Genomic DNA, 19,985 nt, shown 5'->3' on the forward strand with positions numbered 1-19,985 from the left:
TGGCGCGGTCCGTCCGCGCGAACAGACGAAAGGGAGCACACATTTGACGAACGAAGGTAGCGAGAGCGAGCAGATCGCTCCGGCGACCGCGGCCCCCGGGGCCGCAGAAACGTCGCCTCGGCCGGATACCGGCCGAACCGGGGAGCGCGAACAGCGACCGGCCAGCGACCGCCCGGAAGGCCCCCGTACCGATGACCGTGGCGACCGTCCCGGCGGCGATCGATTTGGCGGCGGCGACCGCGGCGGTGATCGATTCGGCGGCGGCGACCGCGGCGGTGATCGATTCGGCGGCGGCGACCGCGATCGCGGCGATCGGCCGTTCCGCCCGCGCGGTGGTGGTGGCGGCGGCTTTCGCGGCCGCGGCGGCGGCCGCAAGAAGGTGTGCGCCTTCTGCGTCGATAAGATTGACCGCGTCGACTACAAGGACGCACTCAAGCTGCGCCGGTACATCACCGAACGCGGCAAAATCGAGCCGCGGCGGAAGACGGGCACCTGCGCGCGGCATCAGCGCCGCCTGACAATCGCGATCAAGCGCGCCCGCCACCTTGCATTGCTTCCGTACACTGCCGACCACTCCTTCCCCGGCGACCGACGTTAGTAGAACGCGACTCGCGCGCCGCTACCGGCGCGCATGTGGGTGTTGAACGATGGCCAGTGAGAGCAAGCCGGGGCGAACGCCGGAAGCCAAGCCCGCACCGAAACCCACACCTCCGCGCGCCACGAAACGCGGCGGCATCGCAGAGATGCTCTCGATGGACTCCGAACGCGCGGCGCGGCTGATCCTGTTCAGCGTCGTCGGCGTCATTCTCGTCGCCGCAGTCGGCTTCATCGGCTTCGGCTACTGGTATACCGAAGTGCGCCCGGACAGCCGCACCGTGCTTAAGGCCGATGATGCCGAGGTGACGTTCGCCGCGATGAAGCGTCGCATGAAGTACGAGTATTCGCTCAACCCACAACAATTCTCGCAGTTCATCAGCATTCTGCCCGACGTGTCGTACGAAAGCTTGCTCAGTGAACTGACACTCGTGCTCCGCGCCGAGGGTGAACTCGGTATTACCGCCACGCCGGAAGAGATCGACGCGCAACTTCGCCGCCGCCTCGGAGTCCAGCCTGGCGCCGGCCAGCGTGAATTCATCGACAGCTTCCGCGACGCACTCGACGAGAGCGGGCTCAAAGAAAGCGAATATCGGCGCATCGCGCACGCCGACGTGCTCTTGAATAAGATCCGGGAAAAGTTCACCGCGGAGTTGCCGGCGACCGTGCCACAGTCCAAGGTCGAGATGATCAGCGCCACCGAGATCGAGGCTGCGAACCAGGCGCGAGAGCGCGTGGTGGCCGGTCAGGATTGGGCGACCGTCGCGCGCGAGGTCTCGAAGGAGGTCGGCGTTCAAGAAAATGGCGGCCAGTACGACTACCAGCCAGATGGCGGATTGAACGACATCGTCAACGGATTTGCGTTCGAAGCAGAACCGGGCGAGATCAGCGAGCCGCTTTCCTCCCCACAGGGCCAGCCGCCGTTCTACATCGTGCGCGTGGTTGACCGATCGGAGCAACCCCTGCGAGACGAACAGAAGGTCCCCTACGTGTCGGGTCTGTATGAGCAGTGGCTGATCGCTACGCAGGCCAAGATGAACGTCGAACGCCACTGGGCTGAAGGGGACTACCTGGAAGCCTTCTCGGAGATCGACTTGACGCCGCCTGAACAGCCGCCGCCCCCCATTCTCCCTAGCGTGACCGTAGCGACGCCCGCGGCCGATGCCACGGCCCCCGCCTCGGCACCGACCGCGGATCCTGCGGGCGAGGGTGATACTGCTAATCCCACCCCGTCCGGCGCGCCGCAACCCGAAGATGGTCAGTGACCGCCGCTCGATAGGCATCGGGCTCATGGGCATCGGCGTCGTCGGCAGTGGCGTCGCGCGCATCCTGCACGAGAAGGCCGGCGTCTACGCGCGCCAGATCGGCTGCCCGCTTGAATTGCGGCGCGTCCTCGTCCGTGACACGGCAAAAACGCGTAACTTCCAGGTCGACCCCGCCCTGCTCACCACGGATGCCGCCGACCTGCTCGATGACCCCACCATCGACCTCATCATCGAGGTCATCGGCGGCGAAGAGCCCGCGTACCGCTACCTGCGCCAGGCGCTTGTCAACGGTAAATTCGTCGTCACCGGCAACAAGGAGGTGATGGCGAAGCACGGCGCGGAGTTGATCCTCCTCGCCCGCGAGCACAACGTCGACCTGCTGTACGAAGCCAGCGTCGGCGGCGGCATCCCGATCATCGCGCCCCTCAAGCGCGATCTGCTCGCCAACGACATCCTCAGCGTCACCGCCATCATCAACGGCACGACGAACTACATCCTCACATCGATGAGCAAAGCAGGCGCGGGCTTCGCCGACGCCCTCGCCGAAGCGCAGCGCCTCGGCTATGCCGAACCCGATCCCACCAACGATGTCGAAGGCGTCGATGCTACCTATAAGCTCGCGATTCTCGCCCAGCTCTCGTTCCACATGGACGTCGATCCGGACGACGTGTACCGGGAAGGCATCACGAGGCTCACGCCAAAGGACTTCGCCTACGCCCGCGAACTCGGCTACGCGATCAAACTGCTTGCCATCGCGCAAAAGACGGGCGACGCTGTCGAGCTGCGCGTGCACCCCACGCTGATCTCCGCCGATGAGTTACTTGCGAACGTCGATGGCGTGCTCAACGCCGTGCAGATCGAAGGCGACCTCATGGATCGCGTGCTGTTCCAGGGACCGGGCGCCGGCTCGTTGCCGACCACGTCCGCCGTCGTGGCAGACGCACTCGATGCCGCCGTGAGCATCAGCAACAAGGTGTACTGGCCGCATTCCTTCCGTCGCGAGGCGGGCCTGCGCGCCATGCCGATGAGTGAGGTACGATCGCGCTACTACCTGCGCATGCGCGTCGCTGACCGGCCCGGCGTGCTCGCGCAGATCGCCGGCGCTCTCAGCGATGCCCTGATCAGTATCGCGTCCGTCATCCAGAAGGAAGCCGAAGGCGAGGGCGCCGCGGAGATCGTGATCATGACCCACGAAGCGCGAGAAGCCGATCTGCAGTCCGCGCTGCAGAGCGTCGAGCGCTTGAACGGCGTCGAAGGCGTGCAGCAGATACTGAGGGTGAAGTCATGACGATGTTCGAGCCGCACAGCGACACGCAGTCCGTGCAGGAAAGCATTTCTTGGCTCTACAACCAGGTCAACGACCTCAAGGCGCAAACGGGGCGCTTTCAACAGCAGGGCGAACAGACCCAGGCCGCCGTGCTCGACGTCAACGACAAGCTGCGTGACGCCGAAGGCCGCATCCGCGAGATCGTCGCCAAGACCATGGGCCTCCCGACCATGCTCGAACAAATACGCCAGCTCTCCGGCCTGCTCGACCGCATCCAGGACGCCGAAGTGCTCATCGACACCAAGTTCGAACTGCTCGAGCGCACAACAGGCGAAGAGCGGACGCGCGACCAGGCGGAGAAAAACGATATCTTCCGCCGCGTGCAGGACCTCGAGCGGCGCGGCGAAAACATCGCCGAGCGTCAGTCCAGCGTCGATGATGCGCACCGCCGCTTCCAGGAGGAGGTCTCCCGCTCCTACCTGCAATACCAGGGCCTCAACGGCCGCATCGAAACCGTCGAGGGCCGCAGCGGCCGCAACATCGAGGCGATCACGCGGCTCGAACAGGAACACGCCGAACTCGAAAGCGCCGTGCGCGCGCTCCGCCGCGAGGACGATGTGCTCGCCGAGCGCGCGCGCCTCGCGTACGAAGTCGCCCAGCGGCTGGAGGGCGAACTGCAGGCGCAGCAGGAGGAATACCGCGTCCTGCCCCTCATCCAGGAGCGCGTCGAACTGCTGCGCGCCGAGCGCCAGCGGCTCGAGGACCGCACGTCGCGCGTCGAAGAGACCCTCACCGACGGCATCACCCGGCTCGAGCGCCAGGAAGAGGTAACGGCCCAGATCGACGCCCGCATGAAGGCCAACGATGGCCGCATCGACCACGTGCACAACACCACGCTCGAGTTTCGCCGTTCGATGTCCGAACAACTGCTCAAGCTCAACCAGATGATCGAACGCATGAAACGGCGCCAGGTCGAAGAGTTGGAGCGCGACATCAAGGACCTGCGCGTACAGTCCAACCACCTGAAGAACGAAGAAAATGAGCTCTAACCCCGCGGTCGGCGATGCGCCGCTCGCCCCCCACTCAGGCGTCCTTCGCCGCTACGCGGAGCACCTGCCGATCACCGGACAGACACCGATCATCACGCTCGGCGAGGGCGATACGCCGCTCGTGCGCTCGACCACCCTTGAGCGCGACCTTGGCTGCGAGGCGCTCTACTTCAAGCTCGAAAGCTGCAATCCCACCGGCTCCTTCAAGGACCGCGGCATGGTCGTCGCCGTCGCGAAGGCGCTGGAAGACGGCGCCAAAGCGATCATGTGCGCCTCCACCGGCAACACCAGCTCCTCCGCCGCCGCCTACGCCGCGCGCTTCGGCCTCGCGGTGTATGTCATCGTGCCCGACGGGCGCATCGCGAAGGGCAAGATGGCGCAGGGCGCCATGCACGGCGCGGAAGTGCTCGCCGTCGACGGCAACTTCGACGACGCGCTTGGCCTTGCCCGCGCCATCACCTCCCGTCAACCGATCGCGCTCGTGAACTCCGTGAACCCGCACCGCATCGCCGGCCAGAAGACGGCAGCGTTTGAAATTGCCGACATCCTCGGCGATGCGCCCGACGTGCTGGCGATCCCCGTCGGCAACGCCGGCAATATCACGGCGTACTGGCGCGGCTTCGTCGAATACCACCAGATGGAGCGCACGTCGAAGCGGCCGCGCATGCTTGGCTTTCAGGCAGCGGGCGCTGCCCCCCTCGTCGAAGGCGCCCCCGTGAAATCGCCGCAGACCGTGGCGTCGGCGATCCGCATCGGCAACCCTGCGTCGTGGAAAACGGCGATCAGCGCCCGCGACGAGTCCGGCGGCAGCATCGACGCCGTCACCGATGAAGAGATCCTCGCCGCCTACCACCGCCTCGCGCGCGAAGAGGGCATCTTCTGCGAGCCCGCGTCGGCGGCGTGCGTCGCCGGCATGCTGAAGAAGGCCGCCGGCGGCAAGAGCTACGCCGGCCAGACCGTCGTCTGCGTCATCACCGGCAGCGGCCTCAAGGACCCCGAGACCGCGCTGGAGGTGGAGCCCCTCGTCCACAAGGTGTCGCTCGATGTCGAATCCGTCGAACGCGAGATGGGCTGGACGTAGCCGGTCCGTGGCCATACCGTAGTCACCTCCGCGCAGGAGCCGCGTCATGGAAGGCGTGTCCGACCCGTTCACTCCGCGACCGATCCCCGAGGATCTTCGCAGCCAATGGCGCGACAAGGGATTCCCGGAGGATCTCCTCGATCGCGCCGCCGCGGTGCGCATCCCGCATCATGATCTCGCGCGCCATGTGCAGTGGGCATCCGCGGAGCAGGCGACGCTGTACGTCGGCTGGATGGAACACACCGCAAACGGCGCCATGCGTTGGCGTCAGGCAGTGTTCAGCGACAACGACGAGTTCATCGACCTCTGGGCGAACGCACCGGAGCAGATCGGCGACTGGGACGTCACCGTGGAGCGCGGCCCCAACGCCTTCGCACAGTTCAGCCTCCAGGAGCGCGTCGTGCTACCGGTGCTGTTCGACCGCGGCGTCATGGTCGCCTGCGTCTCGTGGTCGCTGCGCAACACGATCGTCGGTGGCCGAAAGCTCGGCGTGCGGTACGGGCAGGCGTTACGCGTACACCAGGCCTTTCGACGCGCGGGCTACGGCAACTGGGTGCGCTCCGTGCCCTGGCCGATCGGCGTCGAGATGCCGACGCACACGCAATACGACTACATCCGTTCGCACAATCAGGCCGTCGTCGAGTGGTGGAAGCGCTATACGCCGGGGATCATGGACAACGTGCCCGAGCGCGCCGATAACGTGCCCGGCGTACCCGTCACCGTCATGCAATACCCCGCCGCGCAGGTCCCGCACGACGCGAGCGGCATTCGCGCCGCCACCGCCGACGATCTCCCGCGTTGCGTTGAGCTGATCAACCGCACGCTCGATGGGCTCGACCTCGTGCGGCCGTACAGCGTCGAGTTCCTCCAGGACCGGCTCGATGAGGGGTGTTGGGGCGACCGATTTACCGACCGGCCGCCGGTCTACCGCTGGGGCGAGTTCTATGTCCTCGAAGAACGAGGCCGCATCGTCGCCTGCGGCGGCCTCTGGGATCGCGGCCGAGACCTGCGCGAACGCTGGCGCCACCGCGACACCCGCGAAGAGCGCATGGTCGATGCCACAGCGCTCATCGACTTCGGCTACGAGTCAGGCGCCGCACCAGCCGTGGCGCGCCTCATCGAGCACTTCATCGGCCAAACGCACGATCTCGGACGCACATTCCACTTCGCGCCGCTCGAGCAGCACCCGGAGGTTGCCGCGCTGCTCGAACGGCACGCGCCCGTGCCTGAGACGCGATACCTGCAGTGGCGCATGGCCGACCCGAAGTGCGAGCGCCCGTTCGCCGACCTCGTCTACTGGTGAAGATGCGCGCCCCTTGCCATTGTCGTTCGGAAAGCCCAATGTAACGTGAGCGCGCTCCCCTGCACTGATCTTCAACCCGCGCGCCGCCCCGCAGAGCACCAGGCATGAGGAGACCACGATGACCACGACGATCGACCCCGTACGTCTGACCGAACCCCAGCTTCCGGAAGCCAGCGAGGTCCTCAGCCGCGCCTTCTTCGACGACCCGATGATGATGTACCTGCTCCCATCCGATGCCCAGCGCGGGGATGTGCTGCCCTGGTTCATGGGCTCCGCCGCCCGCTACACGCACCTCTTCGGCGAGGTCTACACGACGCCCGCGAACGTCGAAGGCAACGCCTGCTGGCTACCGCCCGGCGAGACGGACCTGTCCGAGGAACGCATGGCCCAGGTTGGCTTCATGGAGGCGCCGGAGCGCATGGGCGGAGAGTCGTTCGGGCGCTTCATTGAGCTCATGGGAAGACTCGGTGAGCTGCATCACGCCGCCGTCCCGCCGGAGCACTGGTACCTCTTGGTCCTCGGCGTTGACCCGCCGCGACAGGGGCAGGGCGTCGGCGCCGCCCTCATCCAGCCGATCCTCGCCCGCGCCGATGCCGACCAGGTCCCCTGCTACCTGGAGACGATGAAGACGCGCAACGTGCCGTTCTACCGCAAGCACGGCTTCGAAGTCGTGGTCGAGGACGACACGCCGGACGGCGGCCTCCACTACTGGACCATGCGACGCGATCCGCTGACGTCGAAGCGCTGAGCCGCGCGCCCTACGCCGGCGGGCGATCCCACCGTATGACGTTGAACAGCGGCACGCGGAACCAGTCCTCGAACTGATACTGCTCCCGCAGCGATTCGTCACGCGGGATCGGCTCTAGGAACTCGCGCAGCACCAACCCCGCGCCGAGGTACGCGTCTAGGTACATTCGCCAGCCGCCGCATCGGCTGAGACCCACCACATCCATCAGGCGACAAAGAAGGGGAACCGCTGACCCCGCCCAGGCGTTACTACCTTCGCTGCGTCGGCCAATCGTCACCGTTTCGTCGCACTTGCGTCGGGCTCCGGGATTGGTGCGCGCTGCTATAATCGGAGAACCTTCCTCAAGTCACGTTCGTAGTTTCGGTAGCCCGCCCCGCTTCCATCCACGGAGGACTCATGGAAGACCCCAAGATCATCGCCGAGCGCGTCATCGCCAATGTCGAGAAGGTGATCATCGGCAAGGAGAGCGAGGTGCGCATGGCGCTCATCGCGCTGCTCTGCCAGGGCCACGTGCTCATCGAAGACGTGCCCGGCGTCGGCAAGACCATCCTTGCCCGCAGCATCGCCGTCTCGACCGGCTGCGGCTTCCGCCGCATCCAGTTCACCCCGGACCTCCTCCCCAGCGACGTCAGCGGCGTCTCGATCTACAGTCAGAAGACCGGCGACTTCGAATTCCGCCCCGGCCCCATCATCGCCCAGATCGTCCTCGCCGATGAGATCAACCGCGCCACCCCCAAGACGCAGTCCGCGCTACTCGAGGCGATGGAAGAGCGCCAGGTGACGGTCGATGGCGTCACGCACAAGATGCCCGAGCCCTACATGGTGCTCGCCACGCAGAACCCGATCGAGTACGAGGGGACGTTCCCGCTCCCCGAAGCCCAGCTCGACCGCTTTCTCCTGCGCATCCACCTCGGCTATCCGTCGATGACCGACGAGGTGCTGATCATGGAGGGCCAGCAGCGCCAGCACCCCATCGATGCGCTCGAACGCGTCACCGGCCCCGAAGAGATCCTCAGCATGCAGCGGGCGGTCAAAGAGATCTACGTCGACCCGCTGATCAAGCAGTACATCGTCACGATCGTCGACCAGACGCGAAAGCACCCGTCGGCGTACCTCGGCGCTTCGCCGCGCGGCTCGCTCGCCCTCTACCGCACGTGCCAGGCGCGTTCGCTGCTCGACGGCCGTGATTTCATCGTCCCGGACGATGTGAAGGAGCTGGCGTACGCGACGCTCGGCCATCGCATCATCGTCAGTCCGTCGGCGCGTGTAAAGAACGTCACCGCGAAGGAAATCGTCGAACAGGCGGTCGAGCGCACGCCCGTCCCCGGCGCCCGTGCACGCGGCGCCCCGACGACCGGCGCCGGCCAGCAGCAAGCCGCGCGATAGGCGGGGATCATGCGCAAGTTGCGCCGACTGTACCGCAGTCTCTTCGTGACGAACCGCTCGCTGACCGCGGTCGGCGTACTGTGGCTGTCCTGCATCATCATCGCGCTGTCGACCGGCTTCTGGCTCAGTTGGCGCCTCGCCTATATCGCGATGGTCGGCGTCCCGATCGCCTACGCCTGGTCGCGCTTCAACCTTGCCGGCATCGAGATCGATCCGGACCGCCACACCGACCGCCTGCAAGAGGGCGCCCAGTTCGAAGAGCAGGTGACCGTCAAGAACAACTCGTGGCTCGGCAAGATCTGGCTCGAAGTCGATGACCCCAGCGACATGCCGGGCCACAACGCCCGCCGCGTGATCACCGTCGGCGCGAAAAGCTCGAAGTCATGGCGCGTGCGCTCGACGATCACCCGTCGCGGTCTCTACTCCGTCGGCCCCGTCGAAGTCACCACCGGCGATCCGTTCGGGCTCTTCAAACACACGCGCACCTACGGGCGCGCGCAGAATGTGCTGGTCTACCCGCGCGCGTCGGAGCTGCCGAACTTCTTCGTCCCGCCCGCGAGCCTTCCCGGCGAAGGCCGCTTCCGCCGTCGCACGCACTACGTGACGCCAAACGCGTCGGGCGTCCGCCCGTACGAGTTCGGCGACAGCTTCAACCGCATCCACTGGCCCAGCACGGCGCGCACCGGCGACCTGATGGTGAAGATCTTCGAGCTCGACCCCGCCAGCGACATCTGGATCATCCTCGACCTGCACCGCGACGCGCACCTCGGCGACGGCGACGACTCGACCGAGGAGCACGGCGTGCGTATCGCGGCATCCGTCGCGCGCTACTTCCTCACCGCGAACCGCAGCGTCGGTTATCTCGCGTTCGGGCGCGGCTTCGAGGTGCAGGAGGCCGAGCGCGGCGTACAGCAGTACACTCGCATCCTGGAAGCGCTCGCCATGGCGCGCGCCTGGGGCGACGTGCCGATACGCGACCTGCTGTCGAACGAAGCGCGGCGCTTCGGCCGCCACACGACGGTCGTCGTCATCACGCCTTCGACCGACGAAGCGTGGGTCGGCGGCCTCGGCGCGCTGCAGCAGCGCGGCGTCAAGGTCGCGGCGATCCTCCTCGAACCGAGCACCTTCGGCGGCGAGGACAGCTCGCTGAGCGTCTTCGCGTCGCTCGCCGCAAGCGATGTCTATACCTACCTGGTGAAGCGCACCGACGACCTCGGCTCAGCGCTCGGCGCCGCCGGCGAAGCGGGCGCCGAACAGCACGCGACGTGGGGCGGAGGGGAGTAGGCGTGCGCGAAGCGAATTGGGACGAGATCTTCCAGAGGACCCCCGATGCCTGGACAGACGATGTCCGCGAGCCCGGCTTCCTCCCCTGGGAAGACTGGCTGACGTTCGGCATCCTCTCCGTCATGTTCCTCAGCGTCGTGCACTCCATCGATAGCGCGAACTGGGTTGATGACATGCCGTCGCTGTACCCGATCGGATTCTCCGGCCTGATCCTTGGGTATGCGCTCTCGCGCGTGCGATGGAACGAGCTGTTGTTGCACCCGCTCGCTCTGAGCGGCGGCGCGCTGCTCGTCTACCTGCAACTGATCTCCATCGTGCCGGGCGGCGGCCTCGGCGCCCGCACGGACCAACTCGTCGAGCGCATGCGCGCCTGGTGGACGGCCGTCACGCAGGACGGCATCAGCACTGACCCCTTGCCGTTCATCGTGCTGATGCTTGCGCTGGTGTGGCTTGGCGCCTACGTCTCGTCGTGGGCGGTGTTCCGTTGGCGCAACGCATGGCTCGGGCTCGTGCCGGGCGGTGTCGCGCTCATGTGGAACATCAGTTTCATCCCCGGCCAGTACAGCAACTCCTTCGTCGTCTTCGTCTTCGCCGCCGTGCTGCTGCTCATGCGCGTGCATCTCGCGCACAAGGAAGCCGAGTGGGAGCGCGACGGCGTCAAGTACCCCGAGTTCATCAGCCTGCCCGTCCTCAACGCCACGTTCTGGGTCGCCGTCGTGCTGCTGTTCCTCGCGTCGTGGCTGCCGCTCGCCGAACGCTCCGAGACCGCGAGCGAGCGCTGGTCCAACTTCACCGCGCCCGTCACCGAGCGGCTGCAACCGCTCGCGCGCGTATTCATCTCCGTCAACGCGAAAAAGCCGATCAGCGTCCACAACCTGGAAGACGCGCTTCCGCTGCAGGGCAAGATCAAGCTCAACAGCGAGGAAGCCGTTGAACTCGACGTCGAAATCACGCCCGAAATGGCGGCGTTCCTCCGCGCCCAGTCCTTCGACGAGTACACGTCCAGCGGCTGGAAGCTCAACGTCGATGGCGACGTGCAACTCGGCGCTGGCCAGCGCCCCGACGTCGCGCCGCCCGCCGCCGAAGGCTCGCGCCAGGAAGTCACGATCAACGTCACCGTAAAGGGCAACAACGACGACACGATCTACAGCCTCGGTCAGCCGCTGCAGGCCGATGTCGACGCGGAAGCGCGCATCAGCGGCAACGGCGAAGACGTCACGGGCCTGCGCCCCGACGGCAGGCTGCGCGACGGCGACACGTACAACGTCACCGGCAGCGTCGCTATCGCGTCGATCGAGCAGCTCCAGGCCGCCGGCACCGACTACCCGGAGTGGGTCGAAGACCGCTACCTCCGCCTCCCCGGCAGCGTGCCCGATCGCGTGCATCGCAAGTCGCGCGAGGTCGCTGGTAATGCCCAGACGCCGTTCGAGGCCGCCGTCGCCATCGAACGCTACCTGCGCTCCTTCCCCAACGACTTCGATGTCAGCTCGACGCCGCCCGGGCGTGACAGCGTCGACTACTTCCTCTTCGACCTCCAGCGCGGCTATTTCGACTATCACGCATCGGCCATGGCAGTCATGCTGCGCTCGCTCGGCGTGCCGGCGCGCGTCGCGACGGGCTACGCCATCGACCCGCTCGCCAAGGACGACCCGCTGAGCACGCGCTACGCACTGACGGAACGCAACGCCTTCGCCTGGCCGGAGGTCTACTTTCCCGGCGTCGGCTGGGTGGAGTTCAGCCCGACGCCATCGCAGCCGCTGATCCGCCGCCCCGGCTTCACGACGCTGGACCCCGCCGACCCCGGCGCCCGCGGCCTCGATGACCCCATCAACACCGAGGATGAACTCGGCTTCGCCGACCTCGGCGACGAGTCCGACGTCACCCCCGACGACGACGCGGCGATCGGTGACTCCGACGGCGGCGACTCCAGTTCCTGGCCCGTGATGCTGACACTGATCGTGATCGGCGGCGTCGTTGCGGTCGGCGCGTTGGGCGCGCGCGTAGCCTGGGAGTTCGGGCTCGGCGGCCTGCCGCGCTCCGTGCAGCTCTGGGAGAAGACCCAGCGACTCGCGCGCATCGCCCGCGCCGGCGGCAAGCCCAGCGACACCCCGCGCGAATTCGCCTCGCGCCTGCGCAGCACCGTCCCCGGCACGGAAGCGGCATCGTACATGGCGGCGCAGTACGAACGCTCGCGCTTCGGGCACAAAGAACAGTCCGACGAGGAGACGGAGCGCCTCGAAACGGCATGGTCATCCGTGCGCAACCAACTCCTCCGCCGCATCTTCCGCCCCCGCCGCGACTAGCGCCCGCGCGCGTCGTCATCCTGAGCGAACGCGAAGGATCCCCTCACAGCGAATCCCGCCGTCCCGCACACCGCGCCTCGCATTCCCGTCATCCTGAGCGAATGCGAAGGATCCCCCCGTCACGGCGAATCCCGCCGTCCCGCACGCGCACGCCTCGCATTCCCGTCATCCTGAGCGAACGCGAAGGATCCCGCCGTGCAACGCACCGACCACCACCCGTCATTCAGAGCGAAGCGAAGAATCTCCACCCATGACAACCTCGATCACACAGCCCACAGCCAAATGGCCAGCACCGACGTGCGTCCGCGCGCGGCTGCCCGCGCGTAACGTCGCGCAAACGAGCCCCATAGTAAAAACAGACTCCCCCTCTCCGCTCGGCGGAGAGGGGGCTGGGGGGTGAGGTCCGCGCAAGCGGAGGCGTCCGGTCACATAACTGCCGATAACCCCTCATACCGCCCACCCCGCAGCACCGGCACCACCTCATACACATCAACACGCGCGCAATCGATGACGTCTTGCGCCAGCCCCATCGCCCGCAACTCGCGGCCGCTGGCGCACTCCCACAGCAACGCTGCCACGTCGTCGCGCGACCGCTCGAACGCCGCCGCGCACACCGATGCTTCCGGCGACTGCTCGTGCCTCAGGCCCGCGAGCACCGCGCCCGCACCGAGATAGTCCTCGACCGCGAATCGCAGCGCCCCGTCTTCGTTCTCGCCGCCCCAGCGCTCGCCGCAGGCGACGACCGTCACGTCGAGCGACGACGCATCGAGCAGCAGCGAGACCTCCGCCGCCACCGCCGACGCGTTGAGCAGCGAAGCCACGAACGCGTGCGGCGCCGACTGCGCGCGGATGCTGCACATCGCGCCGTTCAGCGATGGCAGCACCACCTTCGTGCCCGCCACCGCGTCCACAAACGTCGAAGGTGACAGCGAGAACCGCGCGTCGCCCTGCGCAACGTTGGTCTTGCCGCCCGCTATCGCATCATGCTGCCGCGCGAGCGACGCGACGTCGCCGTACAGCTCGCACGGATAGACGATCGCCCCGAACTGCGCCGCCGTCGCCACCGCCGATGAAAATCGCAGGACATCAACGATCACGACGATGTCGCCGCGATCCGCGGCCACGCGCGCCCCGTGCCAGCCCCACTCGAGCCGGCACCGATAGCCGTCCTGCGCGTACAAGGAAGGTGGAATCGACATGCGAACCGCATTCTATCGCGCGCGTCAGCCGCCGTAGACAAGAACAGTAAGGGCGCACAACCATGCGCCCCTACCGATCTGTTGTCTGTTGTGTGTTGTCTGTTCTGCGTCAGCCCCCCGGCACGCCTTCCGGCTCCGCCACGCCCGCGTCCGCCCGCAACGCCGCTGCCTTGTCCGTGCGCTCCCACGGCGCGTCGATGTCCTCGCGTCCGAAGTGCCCGTATGCCGCCGTCGCAAGGTAGATCGGGCGCCGCAAATTGAGATCGCGGATAATCGCCGCCGGCCGCAGGTCGAAGTGCCGCCGCACCAGCGCCAGGATCCGCTCGTCGTCGATGCGCCCCGTCCCGAACGTCTCCACCGCCACCGACGTCGGGTGCGCCACGCCGATCGCGTACGAAAGCTGGAACTCGACGCGGTCCGCCAGCCCCGCCGCGACGATGTTCTTCGCGACGTAGCGCGCTGCGTACGCGCCCGAACGGTCGACCTTCGTCGGGTCCTTGCCGCTGAACGCACCACCGCCGTGCCGCGCGATGCCGCCGTACGTATCGACGATGATCTTGCGCCCCGTCAACCCCGCGTCACCCATCGGCCCGCCGATGACGAAGCGGCCCGTCGGATTGATGAATGTCCGCGGCGTCCCGCGCAGGAGATCCGGCGGCAGCACCGGCCGCAACACCTGTTCGATGATGTCGGAGCGCAGCGCCTCAGTCGTGATGTCCGGGTCATGCTGCGTCGAGATCACCACCGTGTCGATGCGCTTCGGACGCCCGTATTCGTAATCGATCGTCACCTGCGACTTGCCGTCCGGCCGCAGGTACGAGAGCGTGCCGTCCTTTCGCAGCTTCGTCAGTTGACGGCAGAGCCGGTGCGCCAGCGAGATCGTCAGCGGCATGTACTCCGGCGTCTCGTTGCACGCGAAGCCCATCATCATGCCCTGGTCGCCGGCGCCCGTGTTGAGATCGTCTTCCATTCCCGCGCCCTCGCGCGATTCGATCGCCTCATTGACGCCCTGCGCGATGTCCTGCGACTGCTCCTTGATCGACACCATCACGCCGCACGTCTCGTAGTCGAAGCCGTAGTGCGCGTTCGTGTAGCCGATCTGCTGGATCGTCTCCCGCGCGATCGTCGGAATGTCGACGTAGGTTGCCGTGGTGATCTCGCCCATGACCACGACCAGGCCCGTCGTCACCGCCGTCTCGCAAGCAACGCGCCCCATCGGATCCTCCTTCAGGATCGCGTCGAGCACGGCGTCGCTGATCTGGTCGCACATCTTGTCGGGATGCCCTTCCGTCACCGACTCGCTCGTCAGCGAAAGCTGCGGGCTTCCCATGAATGTGGTGGTCATACTCAGGTTCCTCCTACTCCGAAAGATGTGAAGCGGGATGCGGGATGCGGGAAGCGAGAAGCTTGATTGGTGCCGCGTCGCTCATCATCCCCTGCTTCCGCCTGCCTTCGCTCCAAAGTCGCGCCAGCTCTCGATGAGTCGAAAGATCTGGCGAGCGACGATCTCATAGCCTTCAACCAGCGGCTTGATCTGCGCCGCGGTGAAATAACCGACCGCCACTCCAATCTCGAGATGGACGGTCACCTCGTTCGTCGATCCCAGTGATATGTCGAGATGGTGCCGAAATTCCTTCGCCGAACGCTTTTTGCCGTACCCCTCAGCAATGTTCGCAGGAACAGACTTGCTCGCACGCCGCAGTTGGCTCGCCAACTCCCAATGCTCACTCTGAGGCAGCGCCCGAATCAGCTCATGGAGTGGCGCCAGAAGTTCCATCGAGCGCTGAAACGCCTCAATGTCGCGATACGAGCTGATCGGCTTCCGCGCTGAAACAATGTTCCGCGCTCCCACCGATCCCGCATCCCGCGTCCCGCTTCCCGCTTCCACGTTCCCCACCGATCCCGCTTCCCGCGTCCCGCTTCCCGCTTCCACGTTCCCCACCGATCCCGCATCCCGCATCCCGCTTCCCGCTTCCAACGGTGGCATCCCGCTTCCCGCTTCCACGTTCCCCACTACGTTCCGCTTTCCCAACTCGTCAAATACTTCTCCTGCTCCGCCGTCAGCGTGTCGATGTCGATGCCCATCGCAGCAAGCTTCAGCCGCGCGATCTCCGCGTCGATCTCCGGCGGTACGGGGTACACCTCCGCCCGCAGCTTGCCCTGGTTGTTCACCACGTGCTCGCTGCACAGCGCCTGGTTCGCGAAGCTCATGTCCATCACGCTCGCCGGGTGCCCTTCAGCCGCCGCCAGGTTGATCAGCCGCCCCTCGCCCAGCACGAAGATCTTGCGCCCGTCGCCCAGCTTGTACTCCTCGACGAACGGCCGCACGTGGCGCTTCGCCTCCGCCATGGACTCCAGCGCCTGCAGGTTGATCTCGTCGTTGAAGTGCCCCGAATTCGCGACGATCGCCCCGTCCTTCATCGTCTCCATGTGCTGCCGGTCGATCACGTTGATGTCGCCCGTCAGCGTGATGAAGAAGTCGCCGATCTTCGCCGCGGCGGCCATCGGCATGACGCGGAAGCCGTCCATCACCGCCTCCAGCGCCTTCAGCGGGTCGACTTCCGTGACGATGACCTGCGCGCCCATGCCGCGCGCCCGCGATGCCACGCCGCGCCCGCACCAACCGTACCCCGCGAGCACGACGTTCTTTCCCGCCCAGAGAATGTTCGTCGCGCGCGTGATCCCGTCGAGCGTGCTCTGCCCCGTGCCGTAGCGGTTGTCGAACATGTGCTTCGTGTTCGCTTCGTTCACCGCTACGATGGGATACCGCAGCTTGCCATCCTTCGCGAGCGCGCGCAGCCGGATGACGCCCGTCGTTGTCTCCTCCGTGCCGCCGATCACGTGCTCCAGCAGGTCCGTGCGGTCCTTGTGCAGCCGCGCGACGACGTCCGCGCCGTCGTCCATCGTCAACTGCGGCTTGTGCGCCAGCACCGAGTCAATGTGCCTGTAGTACGTATCGTTGTCTTCGCCCTTGATCGCGAACACCGAGATGCCGTACTCACCGACGAGCGCCGCCGCGACGTCGTCCTGCGTGCTGAGCGGGTTCGAAGCGCACAGCGCGATGTCCGCGCCGCCGTCGCGCAGCGCCAGCATCAGGTTCGCCGTCTCCGTCGTAACGTGCAGGCACGCCCCGACGCGCACGCCGCGCAACGGCTTCTCCCGCGCGAAGCGCTCCCGGATCGATGCCGTCACCGGCATCTCGCGCGCCGCCCATTCGATCCGCCGCACGCCTTCCTCGGCGAGCCGCAGGTCGCGCACATCGTGTGGAACTGCTGTTTCCGTGGTCATCCTCTGCCTTTCCGAGGCCGTCCGGCTTTCTCCCCTTAGTCCGGCCTCAGCCGGATGATTTCCGTTCCCGTGCCGCGTCCCCGCATCCGCGCGGCGATCCGCCTGATCGTGGTGAACGCCCCCGTGCCGTCACGCCGCAGCGCCGCGCCTTCGATCAGCCGCGCCACCTCGACGTAGCCCAGGCGCTCGTATGCCCGCACCGCCGACTTGTTCGTCGGGTCGACGCTCAGCACGACTTCGCGGCACGTCTTGAGCAGCAACTCGGTGACCGCGCTCGTCGCGATCTGCGCCAGGTGCTGTCCCCGGTACTGCGGGTGCGTGTACACGTTGCCGACCACCGCGATGCCGCTCACCGCCGAGATCACGTGCGTGCCCGCGATCGACACGAGCCGCCCGTCACGCTCGATGCCGAAGTACGCCGAATCGTCGATCTGCCGCGACGAGTAAAACGAAGGCACACCGTCCGTGCGGTACAGGCTGTTGATCGTGCGCACGTCGCGTCCCACCATGCGCCGCGCCTCCCCCTCCGCCGCCTTGAACCTGTCGCCCGTCACGTGCATGCGGATCATCGTCTGCCGCTGCTCCAGGTCGAAGTACCTGAGCACGGTGTCCAGGTGGTGTACCTCGCACGTAAAAAACGTCTGCCGCGGCCCCGGATGCGTCTGCAGCAGCGCCTCCAGTGGTGCGCTATCGCCCATCACGAACGTCGCGCTGCCAAGGCCGCCGTGCGAGTGCAGGATCACCGCCTGCCCGCCGACGCCGTGCGCGCCCCACCACTCCGACATGCGAAACAGCACCGGGTCGAGCTGCCCCAGCGCATACGCCGCGTACGTCCGTCGCGCCTCCAGCATGTGCCGGATCTGATCGCGCTCCTGCAGCCGCCGCACGACATACTCGTTCGCACGATCGATCGCCCGCGCGTTGCGCTCGACAACCGTCACGGCTGCACCGCCTCTGCCGCCCGCAGCCGCGCCAGGATCGGCGCCAGCTCGCGCTTCGTCTGATCGGGCACGAGCGCCAGCGGCGTCACGATCGCGTCATCGAGCGCAGCGGCGCATCTGCAGTCGCGCGCGGGAAGCGCGGCGGCGACCGCCGCCACGATGCGCCGCGCATTGGCGACGTTCTTCAGCAGGTTGCCGATGATCAGGTCCGCAGTCACCGTGTCGTGCTGGTCGTGCCACGTGTCGAAGTCCGTGACGCAGGCGAGCATCGCGTAGCAGATGCCCGCTTCGCGCGCGAGCTTCGCCTCCGGCAGCGCCGTCATGCCGATGATCTGCGCGCCCCAGCTCCGGTACAGCAGCGACTCTGCTTTCGTCGAGAACGCCGGGCCTTCGATGACCACCATCGTGCCGCCGCGATGCGCTTCCGCTCCCGCGCTCGAAGCGGCATCGAACAGCGCCGCGCTCATCGACGGGCAGAACGGCGTGTCGAACGCAATGTGCGCGACGATGCCCCGCCCGAAGAACGTAGAATCCCGCATCCGCGTCCGGTCGATGAGTTGGTCTGGCACGACCATGTCGAGCGGCGCGATGTCTTCGCTCAGACTGCCGACGGCGCTGACCGAGACGATCCGCTCGACGCCCAGCGATGCCAGCGCCCAGATGTTCGCGCGTTGCGGGATCTCCGATGGCAGGATCCGGTGCCCGATGCCGTGGCGCGGCAGGAACGCCGTGCGCGTGCCGTGCAGGTCGCCGATCACGATCCGGTCCGATGTCGCGCCGAACGGCGTATCGACCGTGACCTCTTCGACGTCGTTCAGCCCTTCGATCGCGTAGAAGCCAGATCCGCCGATCACGCCCAGCGTCGCGCCCGTCATCGCATCACCGCCGCTAATTGCGCGAGCGATGCGATGGCAGCGTCGAACGGCGACCGCAGCACGCCGCGCTCGGTGACGATCGCGCTGATCAGCGCGTGCGGCGTCACGTCGAACGCCGGATTCAGCGCCGTAGCGCCTGCCGGGACTATCGCTTCGCCTTCGAGTCCAATCTCGAGCACTTCGGCCGGCTGGCGTTGTTCGATGACGATCTCTGCGCCCGACTCGATCGATCTGTCAACGGTGCTCATTGGCGCGACGACGTAAAACGGTACGTCGTGCGCCTGCGCCGCGAGCGCTAATCCATACGTGCCGACCTTGTTCGCCGTGTCGCCGTTCGCCGCGATCCGGTCCGCCCCCACCAGCACCGCATCGACAATCCCAGAAGCCATGATCCCCGCCGCCGCGCCGTCGACGATGATGTCGTAGTCGATCCCTTCGCGCGACAGCTCCCACGCCGTCAGGCGCGCCCCTTGCAGCAACGGCCGCGTCTCATCGACCAGCACACCCCTGATCTTCCCCTGTCGATGCGCCGTCTTGATTACGCCAAGCGCCGTGCCGATACCGCCCGTCGCCAGCGTGCCTGTATTGCAGTGCGTGAGCACGGTGGCGCCAGCGGGCAGCAGTTCGGCGCCAAGCGCCCCCATCCGCTCGTCCGCGGCGATCTGCTTCTCGTGCAGGCGTCGCGCTTCCGACTCCGCCGCCGCAACGGCATCTCCGCCGCTCTTCGTCGCGTTCTTCGTCGCGACGGCGACCTTCCTGATCGCCCAGCTCAGGTTCACCGCCGTCGGTCGCGTCCCCGCGAGTACCTGTGCCGCGAGATCCACCTCATGCTCGCGCGCCGCCATTGCCATCCCGTACGCCGCCGCGATGCCGATCAGCGGCGCCCCGCGCACCGCCAGCCGCCGGATCGCCGCCGCGACGTCGCGCCAGTCGCGCGTCTCGATGTACCGCTCCTCGCCGGGCAGCAGCGTCTGATCGAGCAGCCGCAGCGTGCCGCCGTCGTATCGGATGGGTGCGATCTGAGCCGGTTGTGAGTCTGACAACAAAAAACTTCTCGTCCGTTAGGTGGTGAGAAGTCTCTTCGATCCTCTCTCATCTTCCCCCATTGGGGTCGGATTTGGCACCCGCCTGAACGGGTTGCCGGGCTTCGTAGGGCCGATCCCTCCACCACTCTCGATAAGAGTTCAGGTATTCAGTTGTGCCGGAATTGTAGGGGGCCGCTGATCGACCCGTCAAGAGCACCCCGATCCGCCGCTCTCAGCCTGTTCGAGCCAACCACCCGCGTAGACGCACAACCCCCACACCCCACGTCATCCAGAGCAAGCGAAGGATCCCGCCTTCGCAGACGCACGCCCCCACCCCACGTCATCCTGAGCAAGCGAAGGATCCCCGCCTTCGCAGA

At 66.7% G+C, this 19,985-nt stretch carries 18 protein-coding genes and 1 riboswitch; of the genes, 10 read left to right on the forward strand and 8 right to left on the reverse strand.

Going from position 1 to position 19,985, the window contains the following annotated elements:
* Nucleotides 1-43 precede the first annotated feature (43 nt).
* The 7 genes from rpsR (at nucleotide 44) to WEB52_01610 (ending at nucleotide 7,307) form a co-directional block, all read left to right on the forward strand.
* Nucleotides 44-598, forward strand: coding sequence for a 30S ribosomal protein S18 (gene rpsR / locus WEB52_01580; protein MEX2225121.1), 555 nt, complete (start codon nucleotides 44-46; stop codon nucleotides 596-598).
* Between the two features lie 154 nt (nucleotides 599-752).
* The gene (locus tag WEB52_01585; protein ID MEX2225122.1) at nucleotides 753-1,859 is read left to right on the forward strand and encodes a peptidylprolyl isomerase; all 1,107 of its coding nucleotides are present in this window, start codon (nucleotides 753-755) and stop codon (nucleotides 1,857-1,859) included.
* Nucleotides 1,804-3,147 carry a homoserine dehydrogenase gene (locus WEB52_01590; GenBank protein MEX2225123.1) on the forward strand — a complete coding sequence of 448 codons (1,344 nt, stop codon included), beginning with the start codon at nucleotides 1,804-1,806 and terminating at the stop codon, nucleotides 3,145-3,147. The genes WEB52_01585 and WEB52_01590 overlap by 56 nt, the downstream gene beginning before the upstream one ends.
* A complete protein-coding gene (locus WEB52_01595) occupies nucleotides 3,144-4,175 on the forward strand; it encodes a hypothetical protein (protein MEX2225124.1) in 1,032 nt (343 codons plus the stop codon). Before WEB52_01590 ends, WEB52_01595 begins: the two co-directional genes overlap by 4 nt.
* Entirely contained in the window at nucleotides 4,165-5,256 is a 1,092-nt protein-coding gene (gene thrC / locus WEB52_01600; protein ID MEX2225125.1) for a threonine synthase, read from the forward strand. The genes WEB52_01595 and thrC overlap by 11 nt, the downstream gene beginning before the upstream one ends.
* Nucleotides 5,257-5,302: 46 nt before the next feature.
* Nucleotides 5,303-6,559: a hypothetical protein gene (locus WEB52_01605; GenBank protein ID MEX2225126.1), complete on the forward strand. Its 1,257-nt coding sequence runs from the start codon at nucleotides 5,303-5,305 to the stop codon at nucleotides 6,557-6,559.
* Between the two features lie 118 nt (nucleotides 6,560-6,677).
* Nucleotides 6,678-7,307 (forward strand): GNAT family N-acetyltransferase, encoded by a 630-nt coding sequence (locus tag WEB52_01610; protein MEX2225127.1) that lies wholly within the window; start codon nucleotides 6,678-6,680, stop codon nucleotides 7,305-7,307.
* 10 nt (nucleotides 7,308-7,317) lie between these two features.
* On the opposite strand, the gene WEB52_01615 is transcribed toward WEB52_01610, so the two are convergent.
* On the reverse strand, nucleotides 7,318-7,473 hold the full coding sequence (locus WEB52_01615; GenBank protein ID MEX2225128.1) for a hypothetical protein: 156 nt from the start codon (nucleotides 7,471-7,473) through the stop codon (nucleotides 7,318-7,320).
* Between the two features lie 230 nt (nucleotides 7,474-7,703).
* Here WEB52_01615 and WEB52_01620 point away from each other — a divergent pair, with 230 nt between their 5' ends.
* The 3 genes from WEB52_01620 to WEB52_01630 are packed head-to-tail and all read left to right on the forward strand — an operon-like array spanning nucleotide 7,704 to nucleotide 12,280.
* Nucleotides 7,704-8,693 (forward strand): MoxR family ATPase, encoded by a 990-nt coding sequence (locus WEB52_01620; protein MEX2225129.1) that lies wholly within the window; start codon nucleotides 7,704-7,706, stop codon nucleotides 8,691-8,693.
* A gap of 9 nt (nucleotides 8,694-8,702) precedes the next feature.
* The gene (locus WEB52_01625; GenBank protein MEX2225130.1) at nucleotides 8,703-9,977 is read left to right on the forward strand and encodes a DUF58 domain-containing protein; all 1,275 of its coding nucleotides are present in this window, start codon (nucleotides 8,703-8,705) and stop codon (nucleotides 9,975-9,977) included.
* 2 nt (nucleotides 9,978-9,979) lie between these two features.
* A complete protein-coding gene (locus WEB52_01630) occupies nucleotides 9,980-12,280 on the forward strand; it encodes a transglutaminase domain-containing protein (GenBank protein MEX2225131.1) in 2,301 nt (766 codons plus the stop codon).
* A 425-nt stretch (nucleotides 12,281-12,705) separates the two neighbouring features.
* Here the strand turns inward: WEB52_01630 and WEB52_01635 are convergent, their stop codons facing one another.
* From WEB52_01635 to mtnA, 7 genes are all read right to left on the reverse strand, one after another.
* The gene (locus tag WEB52_01635) at nucleotides 12,706-13,479 is read right to left on the reverse strand and encodes a 2-phosphosulfolactate phosphatase (protein MEX2225132.1); all 774 of its coding nucleotides are present in this window, start codon (nucleotides 13,477-13,479) and stop codon (nucleotides 12,706-12,708) included.
* A gap of 109 nt (nucleotides 13,480-13,588) precedes the next feature.
* Entirely contained in the window at nucleotides 13,589-14,824 is a 1,236-nt protein-coding gene (metK, locus tag WEB52_01640; GenBank protein MEX2225133.1) for a methionine adenosyltransferase, read from the reverse strand.
* An 84-nt stretch (nucleotides 14,825-14,908) separates the two neighbouring features.
* Entirely contained in the window at nucleotides 14,909-15,466 is a 558-nt protein-coding gene (locus tag WEB52_01645; protein MEX2225134.1) for a four helix bundle protein, read from the reverse strand.
* 26 nt (nucleotides 15,467-15,492) lie between these two features.
* On the reverse strand, nucleotides 15,493-16,767 hold the full coding sequence (gene ahcY / locus WEB52_01650) for an adenosylhomocysteinase (GenBank protein ID MEX2225135.1): 1,275 nt from the start codon (nucleotides 16,765-16,767) through the stop codon (nucleotides 15,493-15,495).
* Nucleotides 16,768-16,802: 35 nt separating this feature from the next.
* Nucleotides 16,803-17,708 carry a GNAT family N-acetyltransferase gene (locus tag WEB52_01655; GenBank protein MEX2225136.1) on the reverse strand — a complete coding sequence of 302 codons (906 nt, stop codon included), beginning with the start codon at nucleotides 17,706-17,708 and terminating at the stop codon, nucleotides 16,803-16,805.
* Nucleotides 17,705-18,583: an S-methyl-5'-thioadenosine phosphorylase gene (mtnP, locus tag WEB52_01660; protein MEX2225137.1), complete on the reverse strand. Its 879-nt coding sequence runs from the start codon at nucleotides 18,581-18,583 to the stop codon at nucleotides 17,705-17,707. Before mtnP ends, WEB52_01655 begins: the two co-directional genes overlap by 4 nt.
* Nucleotides 18,580-19,626: an S-methyl-5-thioribose-1-phosphate isomerase gene (gene mtnA / locus WEB52_01665; protein MEX2225138.1), complete on the reverse strand. Its 1,047-nt coding sequence runs from the start codon at nucleotides 19,624-19,626 to the stop codon at nucleotides 18,580-18,582. Before mtnA ends, mtnP begins: the two co-directional genes overlap by 4 nt.
* 46 nt (nucleotides 19,627-19,672) lie before the next feature.
* Nucleotides 19,673-19,766: riboswitch (SAM riboswitch) on the reverse strand.
* Between the last annotated feature and the right edge of the window lie 219 nt (nucleotides 19,767-19,985).

This window comes from Dehalococcoidia bacterium (assembly GCA_040902535.1).
Classification (GTDB): domain Bacteria; phylum Chloroflexota; class Dehalococcoidia; order DSTF01; family JACRBR01; genus JBBDXD01.